The sequence below is a fragment of the Streptomyces sp. NPDC005803 genome, from assembly GCF_040630435.1.
Lineage (GTDB): Bacteria > Actinomycetota > Actinomycetes > Streptomycetales > Streptomycetaceae > Streptomyces.
Genome location: NZ_JBEXXO010000037.1, coordinates 37,005 through 57,780 on the forward strand (window position 1 = coordinate 37,005; position 20,776 = coordinate 57,780).

Genomic DNA, 20,776 nt, shown 5'->3' on the forward strand with positions numbered 1-20,776 from the left:
CACCCGCCGCCCGGGGAAGAACCCGGGGCTACCTGTTGTGCAGGAACGCCCTCTGCACCGTCTGACGTACCGAGTTGCCGGCCGCGTCCTCGGCGGTGACCCGCACGCTCACCGCGGTGTCGCCGTGAGCTGCCGGAGGCCGGGGGACGGTGGCCCGGAATTCGTTGTGACCGCCGTCCCGGACACGAGCGGGCTGCCAGGTCCTGCCGTCGTCGTACGACGTCTCCACGCGGGTTCTGACGCCGCGGGGGGCCGGCAGCCCGTCCTGGGCGCGGACCCTCACGACGAAGCCGTACTTCCCGCCCGTCACGACCGCGTTGGCCGCCGTCACCGGGACCTCGTAGTCGAGCTGCAGCAGATCGAGACCGGAGGGAGTGCGCGTGGCGGCGGACCGGAAGGACCAGGAGGTCTCGGTTGCCGTGCCGTACCGCCAGTCCTCGGCTTCGCGCCGCGTCGTCAGATCGAGCCGGTATCGCGCGGAGCCGGCCGGCACCTCCACGTCCTGCCAGGCGTCGGTGAGATCACGAGTCCTCTTGCCGTTCCGGTACAGCGTGGCCTTGACCGCGTCCCCGGACGCCCGCGCGGCGGAGGTACCCACCCCTCCGCCGTCGGGAGGTACCAGGCGTGACCAGTGACCGGCCTGGGAGTCGGTGAACTCCGGGATGCGCAGCCGCAGGACGTCGCCGTCCCGGACGGTCGGGGTCGTGGTGCCCGCCGGGATGGACGGCCGGACCACGGCACCCTGCCACGTCTCCTGCGAACGGGTGCCGGGCCTGTAGGTCTGAGGAAGGTCCCGCATGCCGTGAGCCAGGGGAAGGTCGACGTCGTACACCAAGCGGTGGTGGACAAGGTGCTGCCACGTCGTGTCTCCGGCGCTGACGTACTCGGTGCGAGCGAAGCCGGTCGGCACGTACCGGCTGTACTGAAGCCACGCGGTGCTCTGGGACGGTCGCCAGCCGAAGCGCTGCTCGGCCGCCCAGCCAGGGCCTCCGTTGTCCGCGTACGTGGTCCGGACGATCGCGCTGTTCCCGGCGGAGACGTCGTAACGGACGTGAGCGGGAACGCGTTGCCTGGACACCTGCATGACGTCGTAGAGGTAAGGGCTGAGGGCCGTGCCGGCGAACGACAACTCCGTGGTGCGGCGCGCGATGCGGGCCAGCAGATCGTTGCCCGCCCGGGCGCCTATGCGGATCGCAGGCAGGGCCCAGCGCTCCCCGTCCGGCGTCCAGCGCGTCCACGCGTTGTCCTCGCTGTGCACCAGCACGACGGCCCGGGCGCCGGCCTTCGCAGCTCGCTCGATCGCCGGTACGACGTCGACGCCCTCGTCGTTGGTCAGGAGCGCCACCTTTCCGCGGGCGCGGGACAGACGGGGTGCGCCGACGTCCCCGGCGGCGACGGCCTTGAGGGTGGCTCCACCTTCGTCCAGGAGCGGAGACGCGGGCATGTAGTAGGCGTCCAGCTTCCCGCCGGAGCCGCGCACGGTCACGTCGAGGAGTGGCGCGACCAGCTGCCAGCGCGAGGAGAACTCGAAGGTGCCGTGCTCGACCTTCGCAGTCGGGCTGACGTAGAGGCGTTTGGCGTTGTCGAAGTACATCGTGCCCTGCAGGGAACTGCGGCCGTCGAGTTCTCGGTACGTCTGGTAGCTGAGGACACCGCGCTGCTCGGCCGGCTTCGGGGTCCGGATGTCGACCTCGCGGGCGTCCCGGTCGTCCAGCGTGATGACCGTGTCCTTGGTGACGGACACCTCCGGGAGGATCACCTCGCGCAACTCCTCGCCGTCACCGGCGGTGTCGAGCGAGGTGTGCGAGACCGAGTAGACGCCCTCTTCGACCTCCGTGACGGCCGTGGTGGGGTCCGGGTAGGTGACGAAGCCCTCGGTTCCCCAGATCGACGGCAGGGCCTGGACGCGTTTGCCGTCCTTGTCATAGGTCTTGACCGTGAGCTTGTGGACGGGGCCGTGCACGATCAGGCTGAGCGTCGTGTGCACCGCTGCCGACCCGTCCGCACCGGTGGCCATGAGGTATCCGTAGTACTTGCCCTGCGGCACCCGCTCCGGGTCGACCGTCAGCGGTACCTCGACCGTCGCGCCGGCCGGAACGCGAACGGTCGCTGAGCCCAGGCGGACGGCGCCGGCCGGCACAGGGCGGCCGTCCGACGCCGACCAGTTGGGCGTGAGCGTCAGCGTGACGTCTTCGGCGGAGCTGTTCGTGTACGCGACCGGGGCGGTCTGCGGCACGGTGGCACCGGCCTCGAAGGGGCCGAAGGCGACGGTCCCCGTGGCGGACACCGGGCCCAGGGCGGCGGCGACGTCGATGCGCCCGCCCCCCTGCTCGGTGGCTTCCTGCCCGGTGATCCTGACGGCCGAGCTGATGAGGGCGTTCTTGAGCGCGGGACCGTCCCAGTCAGGGTGGCGCTGGGCGAGCAGCGCGGCGGCGCCCGCGACGTGCGGTGTGGCCATCGAGGTACCGGACGCCGCGACGTACTCCTCGTCGACGGCGTCACCCATCGTCGTGCCGGCCGCCCGTGCCGCGACAATGCCCACGCCAGGCGCGGTCACGTCGGGCTTGACCGCGTCGTCGCCGAGTCGGGGCCCACGACTGGAGAACGCCGCCAGTGAGTCGTCCCGGTCGACGGCCCCTACGGTGAGGGCCGCGTCCGCCGCGCCGGGCGAGCCGACCGTGCGTGCTCCCTGCTCGCCGGAATTGCCGGCGGCCACGACGAACAGCGTGCCCGTGACGCGGCTCAACTCGTTCACCGCGAGACTCATCGGATCGGTGCCGTCCGTCGCCTGGTCCGAACCGAGGCTCATGTTGACGACCTCGGCGCCTTCCGAGGCCGCCCACTCCATGCCGGCGATCACCTGGGACTCGGAGCCGTAGCCGTCGTCGCCGAGTACCTTGCCGATGAGGAGGCCGGCGGCCGGGGCGACTCCTTTGCGGCTGCCGCCGGACGCCGCTCCGCTGCCCCCGACGATGGACGCGACGTGGGTGCCGTGCCCGAAAACGTCTCCCGTTCCCGCGCTGCCGGAGAAGTCCTCGGCCTGCGCGATACGGCCGACGAGATCCGGGTGCGAGGCGTCCGCTCCGGTGTCCAGGACCGCGACCTTCACGCCTTCGCCCCGGTAACCGGCTTCCCACGCGGCCGGAGCGCCGATCTGCCGCGTGCTGCGGTCCAGAACCGGTCGCACCCGTCCGTCGAGCCACACGTGCGGGGTGGCGGCGACCTGGCCGGCCGTCACCGCGTCGGCGTCCGGGGCGAACCGTTTCCAGAACTGGCCGAGACGCTCCTGCCCGACCCGCACCGACCGGGCCTCGATGCTCCGCAGCTCACGGACCGGGGAGCCGTCGTCGGCGAAAGCGGCGAGCTCCCGGGCGGACGGCTTCCCGGCGCCGACGGAGCCGCTCATGATCAGCGGCAGGGCATCGGTGTGCGCCTGGTCGTAGTGCTGTGCCACGAGGGCCGTCACGTCGAACAAGGCCGGGTCGATCCGTCCCGCCGACACCAGTTCCGCGGCGTCCGAAGGCAGGACGCTCACATGGCCGTCCTGCTCCACCGTGCGAAACACGATGCCCCGCCGTCCGGGGCCCGGTTCGATACTCGCCGTCTGCCGTCCGCTGCCCGGGACTGCGGTGAGTACGACCTTGTCACCCGTGATCAGGCGCACGGTAGCCGTGTCGGCGGACGTCGTCGTGGTGACGGACCCCGCCGTCGGTTCCGTGGCGCCGGCGATCACCGGGGACACCGATCCGGTGATCAGCGCCAGGCCCACCGACACAGCTGCCGCCAGGCGGATCCGTCTTCTCACTGCCATGCCTTCCCCCACACGTGATGCGATGTTCATTCGCTCGCCAGAATCAGACGGCGATGACATCGCTGTCACTCGATTCCGTTGGCACAGGTGCGACATGTCCCAACGGCGACATCCGCGGACGCTCACGTTCGTTCTCCACGAGCGCTCAGGCGCCGGGCCGGGGTGGCGGCACCGGCTCCCGACTCAGCCGTGCGGACGAAGGGGGCCGGCATCGGCTCGGGCGCGCAAGGAGGTGGGGGGGCAGGATCCACGCCGGCTCTCGTCGCCGACGTGAGGAACTGGTCCCTGTTCTGCCAGGCTCACGTGCCGGACCGTCCCTGGGCGTGCTCACGCCCCGCGTCCAGGCGCACGGTGCGCCATTCGCGGGGTGAGAGGCCGTAAGCCTCCCGGAACGCCCTGCTGAAGTGGGTGGGATTGGCGAAGCCCCAACGCTCGGCGATCGCCGACACCGTGGGCGCCGTACGCCGGAGCCGGGCCAGTTCGTACGCGCTCTCCTCGAGTCGCCGGCGCTGGATGAGCCGGCTCACGGTGATGCCCTCGTCCTGGAAGAGCCGGTGGAGATAACGCACCGATATGTGCTGGGCCCGCGCCACGGAGTCCGGCGACAGAGCCGGATCGCCCAGGTTCTGGTTGATGTACGCCCGGGCGCGCTGCGCGAGGTGGCTCCGCGGGGCGTCGCTTCTCGGCCCGGGTTCCGCCGCCTGCTCGGTCACCAGAGCGGTGAGCAGGTCGATCACGCTGTTGGCCAGTCCATGCGCGACAGCGGGCGAGAACTCGTGTGCGGAGGCGACCGCGTTGACGAGCATGGGCCTCAGCGCCGCGGCGCATCCCTGCCGCGTGCTGAACGCGCTTCCGAAGGCCCGGCCGAGGTCCGCGTCGTTGACGGCCATCATGCGGCGCGGGATGTGGATCACGTGCGTGCGGAAGCGTTCCGGATGATCCAGCAGGTACGGGCGGCTGGTGTCGTAGACGAAGAGGTCGTCCGTGTGGGCGGTGGCCTCACGGCTGTCCTGCGTGAGCACCGTTCGCCCGGCCACCTGGAGGCACAGGGCCACGAGCGGCTCCGGTGAGCACGCGATATGGGCCGCCGTCCGACGCATCCGCTGAGCGACGCCTTCGACGGAGGCGGTACGCAGGCCACCCACGTGGCCGCAGACGATGCGTCCAGCGAATGCGGCGTCACCCTGAGGGACGACGGTCGTCGGCACGAGAGCCTGGCCCACGGCCTCACGCCAGTACTCCAGTGTGTGTTTCGCAGGAGCCAAGGCAGTTGTCAGGACCGGACTCATTCGGCTCTCCTCTCCCCCCGTGCGGTACCTCCGGGAACCGGCGGTACCGCACAGCGCGCACCCGCCGGGAGCCGGCTGACACCTGGGCGGTGCGGTTGTCCTCATGCGCGGAACGTCTCGCGCCATGAGGGGAGCGGGGCAGCCACTCTGCGGCCCCGTTCCCCGTTTGATCAGTCAAGCAACAGGTCGGGCGGGCGTACAGGCACTTGATGGGAAGAATGGGCGACCGCCGCTCGGGGCCGTCGTGCACCCCTGTGACCATCGCGTCAGTAGTCGGAAGCGGAGGAGCACCGGCCCAGGCCGTCCCCGCACGGTGAGCGAGGCCCCGGCGCCCGGGGGACATGAAACGGGACCTCCTCGCGCCGACAGGGCGGCGGCGGACCGGTTGATCGAGAGCGCACAGCCCCTTGTCGCAGAGCGCACTGATCCGGTCCGGGCTCCGTCCGGGGTGTGGTGTCTCGGTAGGATTCCGACATACCGCCCCCGCGTGGCATTCGGGAGTGAGGGCACGACCGGGAGAACCGAAGAGGCCGGTGACCAGCGCGTCTGCTGAGGTGAGTGACCGCACCACCGACGCGCGGGCCTCCGGAACCGAGGCAGTTCTTCCGGACCTCGCACCCATCCCCGAGGACAGTCCGGGAACGGGCTGACCGGCCGATGTCCGCGGGGGACAGGCAGGTCGGACAGAGGGCGAGGTACGAAGAGCGTGGTGGCGGGGGAGTCAGTGACGTCGGCGGACGAGCCGGACTTCGGTTCCCTGCTCCGTGGGCTGCGGCTGGAGGCGACGCTCACCCTCGAGGGTCTGGCCGAGGCTTCAGGGGTGTGTGTCCGTGCCATCGGTGACCTGGAGCGGGGAAGACGAGCGGCGCCACGACCGCGTACCGCTGCCGCGCTTGCCGAGGGGCTGAGCCTGTCCGGCCTCGATCGGCAGAAGCTGCTCACTGCGGCCCGCGCGGGCCGCAGCGACGGGTACACGCCCGTCGGCGTGCAGGCCGTACCGCAAGGAATGCCCGAGTTCGTCGGCAGGCAACGGGAGCTGGCACGGCTGGTGCGGCTCGCGGAGGAGATGTCCAGCGGCCGGGCGGCGGACGGCCTGGGTGCCCAGCCGGTGCTCGCAGCGGTCTCCGGGCCGCCCGGCGCAGGCAAGACGACGCTGGCCCTGCACGCGGCCCGCCGGCTGGCGGACCATTTCCCCGACGGTCAGGTCGTGGTCGACATGCAGGGACTGGACGCGGAACCACCGCACGCGGGCGAACTGATGACCGGTGTGCTTCGCGCTCTGCGGGTCCCGGACAAGGAACTGCTCCGCGTCGGCGCGCAGGGCCGCATCGACCTGTACCGGCAGACCCTGGCGGCACGACGTTTCGTGCTCGTACTCGACAACGCACGCGACGAGGCCCAAGTGCGTCCGCTGTTGCCGGGCTCCGGCGCCGGAATCGTGGTGGTCACGAGCCGACGCATGCTCACCGACCTGGAGGGGGTGCACCGGCTGCCCCTCGACGGGTTCGAACCGGGCGAGGCCACAGCGCTCCTGAGCACGTTCCTCGACGAGGAACGCGCGTCCACCGACGCCGGCGAGCTCGAAAAGATCGCCCGGTACTGCGGGTACCTGCCGCTCGCGCTTCGTCTGGCCGGCAGCTGGCTCGCGGCGCACAGGACGTGGCCCGCGCGTCAGCTGGCAGAGCGGCTCGCCCCTGACGACAGCCGCTTGCAGGCTCTCGACGTCGGCGACACCCGCGTATCCACGGCGTTCGGTCTCTCCTACCGGCAGCTCAGCGTCGAAGCGGCCCGCCTGTTCAGGTTGCTTGCCGTGATCCCGGGCCCGGACGTCTCGTCGGCCGGGGCCGCGCAGTTGTCCGGGCAGGGTCTGTTCGACGCGGAGGACACCCTCGAGGAGTTGGTGGAGACGGGCTTGCTGGGCGTGGCGGGGGACCGGTACCGACTGCACGACCTGCTTCGGCTCTACGCCGGGACGCGACTGCGTGCCGAGGAGGCCCCGGACGCCGTCGCGTACGCCAGGACCGCTGTGCGTGAGTGGCTGCTTCGGACCACGGTCGTGGCCGGCCGGTGCTTCGAGCCCGGCTACGGGGCCCCGACCGCCGCCTCGCCGGGAGAGGTCGACCTGTCCTCCGCGGAGAAGGGACGCGCGTGGCTGCAGGCGGAGGGTGCGAACTGGCTGGCGGCGTTTCGCGAGGCCGCGAAGGCCGGCGATCACGCTGCGGTGGTGGAAGTGGCCGAGTCCCTGCACTGGTTCTCGGACGAATGGATCTTCTGGGGCCACTGGCCCGAGGTCTTCGCCGCCGCCGCCTCCAGCGCGAAGGCCCTGGGCGACACGGTCCAGGAGGCGACCCAGCTCAACTACCTGGCGTGGGCGCATCTCATATGTGAGGGCCGCTACCGCGACAGCCTGGTCGATTCCGCCCAGGCCCTGGCCCTCGCGGAACGTGCGGGCGACACCAGCCAGCAGGCGTGGGCGCACTTCTACCAGGCAAGCGCCTACCGAAGGCTCAGCGCATACGAGAATGCAGCCGACCACATGGCCAGGGCGAGTCGCCTCTTCGCGTCGGCGGACGACCTGCACGGCGGCCTCACCACGCTGCACGGAAGAGCTCTGGTCCTTCTGCAGTCCGGCCGCAGTGAAGAAGCACTGGGCGCCTTCCAGGACACCCTCGCCTTCATCGAAGAGAAGAGCGACCGCCTGGAGGTGCATATCGTTACCTTTGCCCTGGCGGGCATCTACAGCGGTATGGCGTCGGCCTACAAGGAGTTGCGAGAGTGGGACGAGGCGGTCGCCTCCATGCGGAAGTCCACCGATCTCAGCCGGCAGACCGGTAACACCGGAATGGAAAGCCGTCACCTCAATGCGCTCGGCGGTATGTTGCTCGACCTGGGGCGGACCTCGGAAGCACGGGAGGCCTACGCCCGCATCGTCTCCCTGGGGCCCTACGCCGATCCACAGACCGTCCGCGAGGCGATCACGCGTCTCGACGCGATCGATGCGGTCGCGGAAGAAGAAGGGGATCACCTCGTGGCCGACGGCTGTCCGATGGCGGAAGCCACTCGATGAGACTCTCCGGAATGGGCGCCGGGCCGCTGCGGTGCGGCCCGGTACCTCGCTCAGGCCGGCCAGGCATCGGGTCACGCAGGCCTTCAGGCAGAACGCGGGCGCCCACGCCAAGCGAGATGACGGGCATGTCGGCGGGGAGGCCCGTTGTGTTCCGACCGCGGACGCCGGCGGGCCCGCCTCGGTCGCTGTGCGCTGACGGGCGTACGTGAGTGCGTTCCGGGACAACTCTCGTGCCAGGGGCGTCCCTAGATTGACCGTGCCTGGACGAGACGAAGGCGGCGCTGAGTCCGTGAGCCGCCGGAACCCGGAAACTCGGGTCCGCCGTCGAAAGACCGCAGCGACACCCGGTGACGATCCTCGGCGGACGCTGCGCGATGCCGTGGCATCCCTCGGCGGTGCGGCCGCACCGCGGTCCGACATCAGGGCTCCGCGCCCTGCCCTGGCAAGGCAGCCACGGCACCCCACCCCACGACAGAGGGAGACCCCCATGAGCACGCCGAACGCGATCGACCCGGACGCCCCGCCCAGCGGCACCGGCTGCGTCGAGTGCGAGGCCGCCGGTACCTGGTGGTTCCACCTGCGGCGCTGTGCGAACTGCGGCCACATCGGCTGCTGTGACGACTCCCCTTCCCAGCACGCGACCGCACACGCCCGGACGAGCGGCCACCCGGTCATCCAGAGCTTCGAACCCGGGGAGAGCTGGTTCTGGGACTACGACACGTCCACCTTGTACGAGGAGGGTCCGCGGCTGGCCCCGCCGCACAGCCACTCCGCCGACCAGCCCGTGCCCGGCCCCGCCGGACGCGTACCGGCCGACTGGGCCGACCGTCTGAACGGCTGACCTCGGCCTTCTTCGCCGACGCCGGTGCGGCGGGGACCGGAGCTTTCCTGCTCGCGGGCCAACACCGGTCACCCGTCCGCGTGCTGCTCCGCCGCACGCATCGTCACGCCGCTCTCCAGACGCTGAGTGCGCCACTCGCGGGGTGAGAGGCCGTAGGCTCCCCGGAACACTCGGCTGAAGTGCGCGGGATTGACGAAGCCCCAGCGTTGGGCGATGGCCGACACGGTGGGCATGGTCCGGCCGCGGCGGGCCAGCTCGAGCGCGCACCTCTCCAACCGACGTCGCTGGATCAGCCGGCCGACGGTGATGCCTTCGTCCTCGAAGAGCCGGTGCAGATAGCGCACCGAGATCTGGTGCGCCCGCGCCACGGAATCGGGCGACAGGGACGGGTCGCCCAGATGCTGGTCGATGTGTTCATAAATGCGCACCACGAGATGATCCCGCGTGGTCCCGGCACCCTCGATCAGGCCTTCGTACCGCTCCGTGACCAGGGTGGAGAAGAGATCGACGAGACCGTTGACGAGCCCGCCCGTCGCGGCGGCCGAGTACTCGTGAGCGGAGGAGACCACCGTCATCAGTACGGGCTTCAGGACGGCGGCGCATCCTTGCGCGGTGCCGAACGCGGTGCCACTGATGCTGTCGAGCGCCTCGTCCGACAGGTCCAGCGTCCGGCGTGGGATGAGGACCACGTGGACGGCGAAGCGTTCCGGGCGTTCGAGGAAGTAGGGGCGTGACGTGTCGTAGACGAAGAGGTCACCTCGGTCGGCGGTGACCTGACGCCCTGCCTGGACCAGTACGGTCCGGCCTGTCACCTGGACACCGACGGCGATCAGAGGTTCCGGCGAGCGCGCGATGTGGGTCTTCGTCCGCTTGATGCGATGGGCGTCGGCTTCGACGGTGGTGACCCGCAGGGTCCCCACGCGATCGGTGACGAGCCGCCCGGTGAACGGCCCCGCGTCGTGCGGCACGACTGTCACGGGCACCAGCTCCCGGTCCACCGCTTTGTGCCAGGAGACGAGTCTTTGTTCCTCGGGAATCTGGGAAGTCAACAGGACCGGGCTCACCCGGCCTCCTCTCGAACCGCTGCCATAGGCGGAAACCGCCGCCCAGCCGTCCTGCGCACGGACCGGGCGGATGCCCGCCGCGTGGCAAGAGCGGGGAACCGGGACCACACCCCCGCAAAGGGGACATGTGGTCCGGTTCTCCGCTTTGACCAGCAAAGCCGCCCGTGGCGTCCGACTCCAGGCAGCTAGGAGGCAGAAAGGCGTCACCCGGTCGTGAGCGGAGCGGGAGAGCCGGCCGTAGGGGTGTCCCGGACGCGCTCAGGGGCTCCTCCCCCTACGCGGGGCGAATGCGCGTGCCCGTCGGGGCGGTGTGGACGCCGGCGCCCGGGGCAGGCGTGATCACGCAGGGTGCCGAACCCTCGCTCGTCGGACGGCCGGACCCTCGCTCGTCGGACGAGTGGCCGAAACCCGTACTCCCAGAAGCAATGGTGGATGCGTTGAGCGACAACGAGTGACGTGCGCATGTTTCTAGGGTGAGGCGCAGACAACCACTCCGTTGCTTCCCAGGAGACCCCATGAGTCAACCGCTCACATCCGTCACGTGCGATGTCATGGCCTTCGTCAGCGTCTCGGAAGACCGGCGGGTTCCCCTGCCCAGCCGACTTCGCTACGACGCGGCGGATCCCTATGCCGTCCACCTCTCCTTGGGGGCGCCCGCGGCCGAGTCGGTCGTATGGGTGTTCGCGCGTGCGCTGCTGGCGGAGGGACTGCGCCGGCCGGCCGGCATCGGAGACGTGCTGGTCTTCCCCCGGCACCGCTGTCTTCCGGACACCATGCGCATAGTCCTGCGAACCCTCGCGGGCGCCGCGCTGGTCGAGCTCCCGGCGTCCGACGTCACGCGCTTCCTGCAGAACGCCGACGCGTTGGTGCCTCCGGGGACGGAAAGCGCGTACGTGGACATCGACAGCGAACTCGCCCTGCTCACGGGTCGCAGCGACTGACCTGCCTCGGTCAGGGACCAGGACCGGGCACCCGCGCCGCGCCGATTGTGCGCCCTGGGGCAAGAATCCAGGCGCCGCCAGGCAAGCGGCACGCTGTGCCGCTGATCACAGCGGACCTGGAGGATACGACGTCGCGAAGTCGCGAGAGCTAAAGTTGCGGACGAGGCCGCCGGTCCCTGTCACGGCGCACTTCGGATCAGCGCTCGCGGTGCCACTGAGATCGTCCTTCGAAGCCGGACCACGGCCCGGTCACGAAGGAGACGGCCAGGGTGAGCGGCGAGGAGCAGGAATTCGGAGCGCTGCTACGACGGCTCCGACTCAACGCGCACCTGACCATCCAGGGCCTGGCCGAGCTGTCGGGTGTGAGCGCCCGGGGCATCGGGGACTTGGAGCGCGGACGGCGCGCCGCCCCGCAGCGGCGCACGTTGACGGCTCTGGCCGACGGCCTGGGACTGGAAGCGGAACAGCGCGACCGGCTGCTCGCGGCGGCCCGTAGGGGACGCGGCCCCGACGCTGCCACCCTGCCCGTGCACACCTTTCCCCGGCGGACCGACGACTTCGTAGGACGCCTGCCCGAGCTGGTCTCGCTGACGGCACTGGCGGCGGGCGAGGACCCGGCTGCTGCGGCCGGCGCAGGGCGCGACGGGTCGCAGCCCATGGTGGCGACAGTGTCCGGTCCACCCGGCATGGGGAAGACAGCGCTGGCTCTGCACGCTGCGCAGAGGCTGGTTCCTCACTTTCCCGACGGCCAGATGGTGCTGGACCTGCGTGGCATGGACGAGGTCCCTGCCTCGGCGACGGAACTCATGCTGAGCGTCCTCAAGGCGTTCCGCGTCGCCGACGCCGAGCTCGTGAAAGCCGGCCCGGAGGGACACGCCGCGCTCTACCAGGATCTCCTCGCCGAGCGGCGTTGCCTGCTGATCTTCGACAACGCCTGTGACGAAGCCCAGGTGGCGCCGCTGCTGCCCGAGCGCGGCCGGAGCATGGTCATAGTGACCAGCCGCAGAGTGCTCACCGGACTGCGGAAGGTGCACCGGATCCACCTGGGTGAGCTGGCCCCGCACGAGGCCGTGGCGTTCCTCACCGGCGCGATCGGCGAGGAGCGCGCCTCCGGAGAGGCGGCAGCGCTTCGTGAGGTGGCCGACCGGTGCGGCCGTCTTCCGCTGGCCCTGCGGGTCGCCGGCAGCTGGCTGGCGACCCGGCCGGGCTGGACGGTACGCCGCCTGGCCGACCGGCTCGCCCTGGACGAGCACCGCCTGGACTCGCCGGTCGCGGGAGGCCGGAAGGTCTCGGCCGCTTTCGACCTGTCGTACCGGCAGCTCACCCCCGACGCGGCCCGGCTGTTCAGAAGGCTGTCCCTCGTGCCCGGTCCGGATGCCGGGGTGGCCTGTGCCGCGCAGCTCATCGGACAGGATCTCCCGTCGGCGGAGGACACCCTCGAAGAGCTGGTCGAGGCCGGTCTGCTCGGACCTCAGGGCGACCGGTTCCGCCTGCACGACCTGCTGCGCCTGTACGCGAACGGCCGCCTCAGGGCCGAGGAGGGGCCCGAGGAGACGGAGCGGGTACGGGCCGGCCTGTACCGCTGGCTGCTGGAGACCACCATCGTGGCCGGCCTCTGGTTCGAGCCCGGCCACGGGGCGCCTCCTGCCGACTGGCGTGGGCTGGTGGACCTGTCCTCCGCCGAACTGGCCCGGCAGTGGCTGCAGATACAGGGGACCAACTGGCTGGCCGCTCTGCGTGCCGCGGCCCAGGCCGGAGAACACGCGATGGTGGTGCGGGTGGCGGAGTCCCTGCACTGGTTCTCGGATCAGTGGATCTTCTGGGGTCACTGGACCGAGGTGTTCGACATGGCCGCCCGGAGCGCCGGTCTCCTCGGCGACGAAGTCATGCGAGCCACTCATCTCAACTACTACGCCTGGGCGCTCATCGTGTGCGAGAGCCGTCCCGAGGCCGGTCTGCCCGTGGCCGCTCAGGCGCTGGCGGTGGCGCACCGGACGGGCGATGTCGGGCAGCAGGCGTGGGGTCACTACTACCAGGGCTGGGCCAACCGGAGCATGAAGCGCTTCGTGGAGGCCGCCGGACACTACGGGCGCGCCACGGGGCTGTTCGCGTCGGTGGGCGATCTGCACGGCGTCCTGCAGGCCCGGCACGGCCTGTGCCGCAACCTCTTGTCGCAGGGCGACGGCGCCGCGGCTCTCGAGGCGTACCAGCAGACTCTGACGGTCCTGGACGAGGCCGGAGACCTCGTCGAACCGCACATCGCCGCGGGGGCGCGCATCGGCATCGTGTCCGGGATCGGGAGAAGTCACGCGCTGCTGGAGCGGTGGGACGACGCTGTCACGCACATCCAGCACGCGGTGCGCCTCTGCGACGCTCTGGGCAACCTCCCCGTGCGCAGCACCCACCTCCTCTACCTGGGAGAGGCCCTCTTGGCCCAGGGGCGGGACGACGAGGCCGACGAGGCCTTCCGGGCCTGTGTGGCTCTCGGCCCCGACGCGGACCCGGTGCGTCTCTGCGAGGCGCGCACGCGGCTCGCACGCCTCACCGCCGCGACATGACGGCGGTCCTTCTCCCCTGACCGCACGCCTGTGTGCCACCTACCGGGAGGTCCTCGGCGAACGGTGGTGCGAGGGCACGGAGAGACCAGGGCGCATGCACACCCGGGCAAGCCGAACCCCGGATCGCGTACAGAGTCAGGTCAGTGTGCTCGACGCGCCGCCGACGAGGCGGTGGAGCCGTACCACCGGCCTTCCCCGCGAAACCGGCTGGCGGCCGCCGCCCTCTCGCCGGGGACGAGCCGCATCCCGCTTCCGAGCCCCTACCGAAGGATTGTCATGTCGCGTTCCGAGAAGCCGACCGTTGTTCTGGTGCATGGCGCGTTTGCCGACGCGTCGAGTTATTCCGCTGTGATTCCCGAGTTGCTGCGGCGTGGGCTGAGGGTGGTGGCTCCGGCTGTTCCCAATCGGAGTCTGATCGGGGATGCGGCGTACGTGGCGTCGGTGGTGCGTCAGATCGACGGTCCCGTGGTGCTGGTGGGTCATTCCTACGGTGGTGCCGTGATCACGGTGGCGGGTGTGGAGGAGAACGTCGAGGCGCTGGTCTACCTGTCGGGCTATGCGCTTGAGGTGGGCGAGAGTCTGGGTGAGCTGCAGGGGCGGTTCCCGGACTCGGATCTGGCGGCGGCGCTGGTGTACACGCCGTTCCCGGTGGAGGGTTCGGACACTCCGGGTACGGATGTGTCGGTGCAGGTCGACAAGTTCCCGGCGATCTTCGCGGCGGATGTCGATCCGGAGCTGGCGCGGGTGCTGGCGGTCTCGCAGCGTCCGCTGGCGGCGCAGGCGTTCGCGGATGTCGCTCCGGCGGCTGCGTGGAAGACGAAGCCGTCGTTCGGTCTGGTGTCGTCCTCGGACCACACGATCAATCCCGATGTCGAGCGGTTCGGTTACCAGCGTGCCGGCATGACCACCATCGAGGTCGACTCCTCGCATCTGGTCATGCTCGCCCACCCCAAGAAGGTCGTCGCCTTCATCGAACAGGCCGTCGACACCGTCGAAGCCTGAGGCGTGTTAGCCGCCACCCCTCCTCCAGAACGTGAGAGACAGCATGACTGTTCCGATGGAAATCACGCACCACACCGCGGTGCTCAACGGAATCAACCAGCACTGGGTCACCGCGGGTGAGGGCCCGCCGGTCTATCTGCTGCACGGATTCCCGCAGACCTGGTACGGCTGGCGGAAGCAGATTCCGGTTCTGGCGGAGAAGTACACCGTGATCGCGCCCGACCTCCGCGGCTACGGCGACACGGAGAAGCCGGCGTCCGGTTATGACAAGCGCACCATGGCCCAGGACACCATCGCTCTGATGGATCACCTGGGCCACGAGAAGATCGCGTTGGTGGGCCATGACCGCGGAGCGCGTGTGGGTACGCGGCTTTCGAAGGACCATCGCGACCGGGTCGACCGGTTCGTCGCCATGGACAACATTCCGACGCGAGTCATCGCGGACACCTATGACGTCGCGATGGCCCGTGCCGGCTACTGGTTCTTCACCTTTCTCCAAGTTCCTGATCTGCCCGAGGCTTTGATCGCGGGCAAGGAGGAAGCCTGGCTCACGCACTTCTACCGGAGTTGGTCGTACAACCCGGACATGCTGTCGGCCGAGGAGATCGACGTCTACGTGCGTGCCTACCGGCAGCCGGGCGCGGTCCGCGGTTCGTGCATGGACTACCGCGCGGCCGCCGAGGATGTCGCGCAGGACCGCGAGGACGAGGACCAGCTCATCGACTGCCCGGTGCTGACGATGTGGGGGGAGGACTTCAGCGCGGTCGGCAAGGCTTACGACGTCCTGGACGTATGGAAGGGCATCGCCCGCGATGTCCGGGGACTGGCGATCCCCGAGTGCGGCCACCTCTGCCAGGAGGAGAAGCCCGAGGTCGTCAACGCGGCAGTCCTGTCTTTCCTGGACGGCTGGAACGGCTGATCGGCCGTTACGCCTCCTTGCCCGGAGCGACGGACCGGCAGGCGTGGAACACCTGCCCGCGGCAGCGGTGCGTCACCGGCCGCTGCCGCTTTTCGCATGCCCACAGCCCTCTCCTGCGAGCGGCGGGCGTCGCGGCGCTCAGGGATAACGTCCGGGGCACACAGAGGCAAGTTCCCCTCCCGTGCGAACAGTACGTTTACTTCCATACCCGCGGGATTCACCCAGGGACGGCCCCGCTGCCGAATCCGGCTCGGGGAGCCGAGAACCGGGGCACTCGCCAACCGATCGGCATCCCCGGTCACCGGACCGGGCCCGCTTCCGGACGCACCGACGCGAGATCCGGAAGCCGTCGGACTCGCCGGCCCCGCCTGGCTCCCCGTATCCACCGATCTCACTGACCAGCAAGAGAAAAGAGCCCGATGATGTCGCGTTCCGAGAAGCCGACCGTTGTTCTGGTGCATGGCGCGTTTGCCGACGCGTCGAGTTATTCCGCTGTGATTCCCGAGTTGCTGCGGCGTGGGCTGAGGGTGGTGGCTCCGGCTGTTCCCAATCGGAGTCTGATCGGGGATGCGGCGTACGTGGCGTCGGTGGTGCGTCAGATCGACGGTCCCGTGGTGCTGGTGGGTCATTCCTACGGTGGTGCCGTGATCACGGTGGCGGGTGTGGAGGAGAACGTCGAGGCGCTGGTCTACCTGTCGGGCTATGCGCTTGAGGTGGGCGAGAGTCTGGGTGAGCTGCAGGGGCGGTTCCCGGACTCGGATCTGGCGGCGGCGCTGGTGTACACGCCGTTCCCGGTGGAGGGTTCGGACACTCCGGGTACGGATGTGTCGGTGCAGGTCGACAAGTTCCCGGCGATCTTCGCGGCGGATGTCGATCCGGAGCTGGCGCGGGTGCTGGCGGTCTCGCAGCGTCCGCTGGCGGCGCAGGCGTTCGCGGATGTCGCTCCGGCGGCTGCGTGGAAGACGAAGCCGTCGTTCGGTCTGGTGTCGTCCTCGGACCACACGATCAATCCCGATGTCGAGCGGTTCGGTTACCAGCGTGCCGGCATGACCACCATCGAGGTCGACTCCTCGCATCTGGTCATGCTCGCCCACCCCAAGAAGGTCGTCGCCTTCATCGAACAGGCCATCGACACCACCTCCGCGTAGTCCCTTCCACGACTCTCCCTGTCCCTCCCGGCACGGCTCACCTGCCGTGCCCACAGCGGGCCCGCATCGCTTGCGGGCGAGCCGTCCCGAGCAGAAAGACAACGATGAGCACATCGATCTCGCGTCGCACCATGACCCGGTCCGTGGTGGCCGGCGCCGCCGCCCTCGGCGTCACGGGCATCGGCCACTCGGCCTCCGCCGAGACCTCGGCCACCGCCGAGGCGGCCAAGCACAAGAAGCAGCTCCCCACCATCGTGCTGGTCCACGGCGCCTTCGTCGACGCCTCCAGCTGGGCTCCCGTGGTCCAGCGACTCCTGCGCCAGGGCCACCGCGTCGTGGTTCCGCCGAACCCGCTGCGCAGCGTGGCAGGCGACGCCGCCTACGTACGCAGCGTCCTGGACAGCATCGAGGGTCCGGTCCTGCTGGCGGGCCACTCCTACGGCGGTTCCGTCATCAGCCGAGCCGCGGTCGGTTCCGCCCAGGTCAAGGGGCTGGTGTACATCGCGGCCTTCGTCCCGGACACCGGCGAGAGCGCCGCCGAGCTGAGCGGCAAGTACCCGGGCAGTTCGCTCGGCGACACCACCGTCGTCCAGAAGTACCCGCTGCCCGGCGGTGGGGAGGGCGACGAGCTGGTCATCAGGCAGGACCTGTTCCCCCAGCAGTTCGCGGCCGGCGTCGAGAAGGCCACCGCCCGGACGATGGCCGCCGGACAGCGCCCGATCACCGTGGCGGCGCTGAACGAACCGGCCACCGCGGCGGCCTGGAAGAACGTGCCCACCTGGTACCTCATCGCCACCGAGGACCGGAACATCCCGCCGAAGGCGCAGCGCTGGATGGCCGCGCGCGCCAAGGCGCACACGGTCACCGTTCACGCACCGCACGCCGCCACGGTGAGCGACCCGCGCGCCGTCGCCGACCTGCTCGACAAGGCCGCGCACGCCGTTTCCACCGGTCACTGACCACCCACCGGACGGACCGGAGCGGCACGTGCCCTCCGCGGCGACACCCGCGCGCCCGCACCGTCCGTGGTGAGCCGCGCCGTATCCGTGGTGTCCGAAGGAGTTCGCTTCGGGCACCCGGGCGGCTCCGCGCCGGCCGGCCGCCCCGCCGGCCGGGCCGCGACCGGCACGGGGCCACAGCACCAGCCAACGAAACGGGAGGAAGAGAACACCCATGCCGCTGCTCGAACCGAAGCCTGGAATGCTGCGCCCCCACACCGTGGAGGGACCGTCCGTCGACCGGGTGGCCGACGACCAGGCGTCCGGTACGCCGGACGGGCTGCGGGACGCGCTGCTCGCGGAACTGGGCGCGGGCAAGGTCCTGCACAAGATTTCCGACCTGGTGCGTTATGCGTCCGACGCCAGCCCGTACCGCCTGGTGCCCCGCGTCGTGGTCATCGCCGAGAACATCGGCGATGTGTCCACCGTGCTGCGCTACGCCCGGGAGAACCGTCGGCACGTCGTCTTCCGCGCGGCCGGCACCTCCCTGAACGGACAGGCCCAGGGGGACGACATCCTGGTGGACGTCCGCCGTCACTGGACCGGAGTGGACGTCATCGACGGCGGTGCCAGGGCGCGGATCAAACCGGGCACCACCATCGGCCGGGCCAACATCGCGCTTTCCCGGCACGGCCGGCTCATGGGCCCCGACCCCGCCAGCTCCATCGCGGCTTCCGTCGGCGGCGTCGTGGCCAACAACGCCTCCGGCATGACCGCCGGCACCACCCGCAACTCCTACCGTCTGCTGTCCTCACTGACCGCGGTCCTGCCGTCCGGAACGGTCGTCGACACGGCCGGCCCGGACGCCGAGACCCGCTTGAGGGCCGCCGAACCGGACCTGCACGCGGCTCTGCTCGCGCTCAAGGAGGAGATCGAGGCCGACGCCGGGCTGGTCGCCCGCATACGTGCCAAGTACGAGCTGAAGAACACCAGCGGCTACCGGCTGGACGCCTTCCTCGACGGTACGACCGCCGTGGACATCCTCCGCGGTCTCATGGTCGGTTCCGAGGGAACTCTGGGCTTCATCGCCGAGACCGTCTTCGACACCGTCCCGCTGGACCGGAAGACCTGCACGGCGCTGTTGTTCTTCCCCGACCTGCCTGCCGCCGCCGCCGCGGTGCAGCAGTTCAACCGGGCCGGGGCGCGCGCCGTCGAGCTGATGGACGGCAACACCCTGCGTGCCTGCGCCGAGGTGGACGGCGTACCCGGGGACTGGCGGGACATTCCGCAGGAGAACACCGCGCTCCTGGTCGAGTTCCGTGCCGCGACCGAAGAGGACCACCTCGCCCAACGGCGGGCCGCCGCCGAAGTGGCCGAGGGGCTCACCCTGGTGACCCCGGTACCGTCGGTGACGAACGACTTCGTCACCGACCCGCGGACCGTGCGCACCTACTGGCACGCCCGAGAGGCGTTCATGACAGCCGTGGGCAAGGCCCGGCCCACGGGGACGACGCTGATCACCGAGGACTTCGCCGTTCCTCCCACTCATCTGGCCGAGGCGTGCGAGGCGCTGCTGGAGATGCAGCGGCGCTACGGCTACGACGCGGCGGTGGCCGGACACGCGGCCCACGGCAATCTGCACTTCCTGCTCGCCTTCGACGCGGCCCGGCCCGAAGACGTCGAGCGGTACGCGGCGTTCATGGACGAGTTCTGCGCCATGGTCATCGACCGGTTCGACGGCTCCCTCAAGGCGGAGCACGCCACCGGTCGGAACATGACACCGTTCCTGGAGTCGGAGTGGGGCTCCCAGGCCACCGAGATCATGTGGCGCGTCAAGCAGGCCCTCGACCCGCACGGAGTGCTCGCGCCGGGGGTGGTGCTGAACCGGGACCCCCGCGCTCACCTGAAGCACCTGAAGACGATCCCGACCATCGAAGCCGTCGCCGATCCCTGCATCGAGTGCGGCTTCTGCGAACCGGTGTGCCCCAGCCGCGATCTGACGACGACACCGCGGCAGCGCATCGTGCTCCGACGCGAGATGATGCGCCAGCCCGCCGACTCACCCGTCACCGACGGCCTGCTGGAGTCGTACGGATACGACGCCGTCGACACCTGCGCAGGCGACTCGACGTGCAAGATCGCCTGCCCGGTCGGTATCGACACCGGCGCCATGATGAAGGAGTTCCGGCACCAGAGGCACGGTGACGTCGCCGAGCGGAACGCCGAGCGGGTCGCCGAGCACTTCGCGACCGTGGAGAAGGCCGTCCGCGCCGCGCTCGGCGTCGCCGGGCACGTCAAGGACGGCGTGCTCACCCGTGCCACCGCCGTGGCCCGTAAGGCGGTCACCCCCGACCTGGTGCCGGAGTGGATCAGCGCGATCCCCGGACCCGCCTCCTCCGGCCTGCCCCTGACGCAGCGTGAGGGAGCCGTCGCCGTCTACTTCGTAGCCTGCGTCAACCGGATCTTCGCCGGACCGGAGGGCGGGGAGGATCTCTCCCTGCCGGACGCCGTGGTGAAGCTCTCCGAGCGGGCCGGCCGCCCCGTCTGGGTCCCCTCCGACATCGTCGGCTCCTGCTGTGCCACGATCTGGCACTCCAAGGGCTACGACGACGGCAACAGGTTCATGGCCAACCAGACCGTCGAACGGGCATGGGAGTGGACGGACGGCGGCAGGCTGCCCCTCGTCGTCGACGCCTCGTCCTGCACTCTGGGCATCGGACGGGAGATCATCCCGTACCTGACGCCGGAGAACAGGCGCAAGCACGAGAAGCTCGACGTGATCGACTCACTGGTATGGGCCGCCGGTGAACTCCTGCCCCATCTCACCGCCGCCCGCAAGGTCGACAGCGCGGTCATCCACCCGACGTGCTCCATGCGGCACCTGGGCGACGTGGAGCAGCTCGACGAGCTGGCCCGGTTCGTGGCCCACGAGGTGACCGTCCCGGTCTACGCGGAGTGCTGCGGATTCGCCGGCGACCGCGGCATGCTCCACAAGGAGCTGGCGGAGTCGGCCACGGCGCATGAGGCCGAAGAGGTCCTGGCGGGCGACCACGACGCCTACCTCTCGGCGAACCGCACGTGCGAGATCGGCATGGAGCACGTCACGGGCCGCCCCTACGAGTCGGTGCTGCTGCTCCTCGAAAGGGTCACACGGCCCGACTGAGCACGGCGCCCCCCGCCCTCCGCAAGAAGCCAGCA

General features: G+C 70.3%; 12 protein-coding genes. 9 read left to right on the forward strand and 3 right to left on the reverse strand.

What is annotated here, in order from left to right; all coding sequences use genetic code 11:
* Positions 1-28: 28 nt before the first annotated feature.
* Both ABZ454_RS34925 and ABZ454_RS34930 read right to left on the reverse strand, forming a co-directional pair.
* Positions 29-3,811, reverse strand: a complete 3,783-nt coding sequence (locus ABZ454_RS34925; protein WP_359543546.1) for a S8 family serine peptidase — start codon at positions 3,809-3,811, stop codon at positions 29-31.
* 299 nt (positions 3,812-4,110) lie between these two features.
* A complete protein-coding gene (locus tag ABZ454_RS34930; RefSeq protein ID WP_356325281.1) occupies positions 4,111-5,100 on the reverse strand; it encodes a helix-turn-helix domain-containing protein in 990 nt (329 codons plus the stop codon).
* Positions 5,101-5,809: 709 nt separating this feature from the next.
* On the opposite strand from ABZ454_RS34930, the gene ABZ454_RS34935 reads away from it, so the two are divergent.
* Positions 5,810-8,167, forward strand: coding sequence for an NB-ARC domain-containing protein (locus ABZ454_RS34935; protein WP_359543547.1), 2,358 nt, complete (start codon positions 5,810-5,812; stop codon positions 8,165-8,167).
* 487 nt (positions 8,168-8,654) lie between these two features.
* Complete coding sequence (locus tag ABZ454_RS34940; protein ID WP_359543548.1) at positions 8,655-9,008, forward strand: UBP-type zinc finger domain-containing protein; 354 nt, start codon at positions 8,655-8,657, stop codon at positions 9,006-9,008.
* A gap of 68 nt (positions 9,009-9,076) precedes the next feature.
* Here the strand turns inward: ABZ454_RS34940 and ABZ454_RS34945 are convergent, their stop codons facing one another.
* Positions 9,077-10,072: a helix-turn-helix domain-containing protein gene (locus ABZ454_RS34945; RefSeq protein ID WP_359543549.1), complete on the reverse strand. Its 996-nt coding sequence runs from the start codon at positions 10,070-10,072 to the stop codon at positions 9,077-9,079.
* A gap of 515 nt (positions 10,073-10,587) precedes the next feature.
* Between ABZ454_RS34945 and ABZ454_RS34950 the strand changes: the two genes are divergently transcribed.
* The 7 genes from ABZ454_RS34950 (at position 10,588) to ABZ454_RS34980 (ending at position 20,741) form a co-directional block, all read left to right on the forward strand.
* On the forward strand, positions 10,588-11,013 hold the full coding sequence (locus tag ABZ454_RS34950; RefSeq protein ID WP_359543550.1) for an SsgA family sporulation/cell division regulator: 426 nt from the start codon (positions 10,588-10,590) through the stop codon (positions 11,011-11,013).
* A 269-nt stretch (positions 11,014-11,282) separates the two neighbouring features.
* Positions 11,283-13,571, forward strand: a complete 2,289-nt coding sequence (locus ABZ454_RS34955; RefSeq protein ID WP_359543551.1) for a tetratricopeptide repeat protein — start codon at positions 11,283-11,285, stop codon at positions 13,569-13,571.
* Positions 13,572-13,847: 276 nt separating this feature from the next.
* Entirely contained in the window at positions 13,848-14,573 is a 726-nt protein-coding gene (locus tag ABZ454_RS34960; protein ID WP_359543552.1) for an alpha/beta hydrolase, read from the forward strand.
* A 55-nt stretch (positions 14,574-14,628) separates the two neighbouring features.
* Positions 14,629-15,492 carry an alpha/beta hydrolase gene (locus ABZ454_RS34965; protein ID WP_356325295.1) on the forward strand — a complete coding sequence of 288 codons (864 nt, stop codon included), beginning with the start codon at positions 14,629-14,631 and terminating at the stop codon, positions 15,490-15,492.
* A gap of 422 nt (positions 15,493-15,914) precedes the next feature.
* Positions 15,915-16,640, forward strand: a complete 726-nt coding sequence (locus tag ABZ454_RS34970) for an alpha/beta hydrolase (protein WP_359543553.1) — start codon at positions 15,915-15,917, stop codon at positions 16,638-16,640.
* A gap of 104 nt (positions 16,641-16,744) precedes the next feature.
* The gene (locus tag ABZ454_RS34975; protein ID WP_359543554.1) at positions 16,745-17,599 is read left to right on the forward strand and encodes an alpha/beta hydrolase; all 855 of its coding nucleotides are present in this window, start codon (positions 16,745-16,747) and stop codon (positions 17,597-17,599) included.
* Positions 17,600-17,813: 214 nt separating this feature from the next.
* Complete coding sequence (locus ABZ454_RS34980; RefSeq protein WP_359543555.1) at positions 17,814-20,741, forward strand: FAD-binding and (Fe-S)-binding domain-containing protein; 2,928 nt, start codon at positions 17,814-17,816, stop codon at positions 20,739-20,741.
* Positions 20,742-20,776 lie beyond the last annotated feature (35 nt).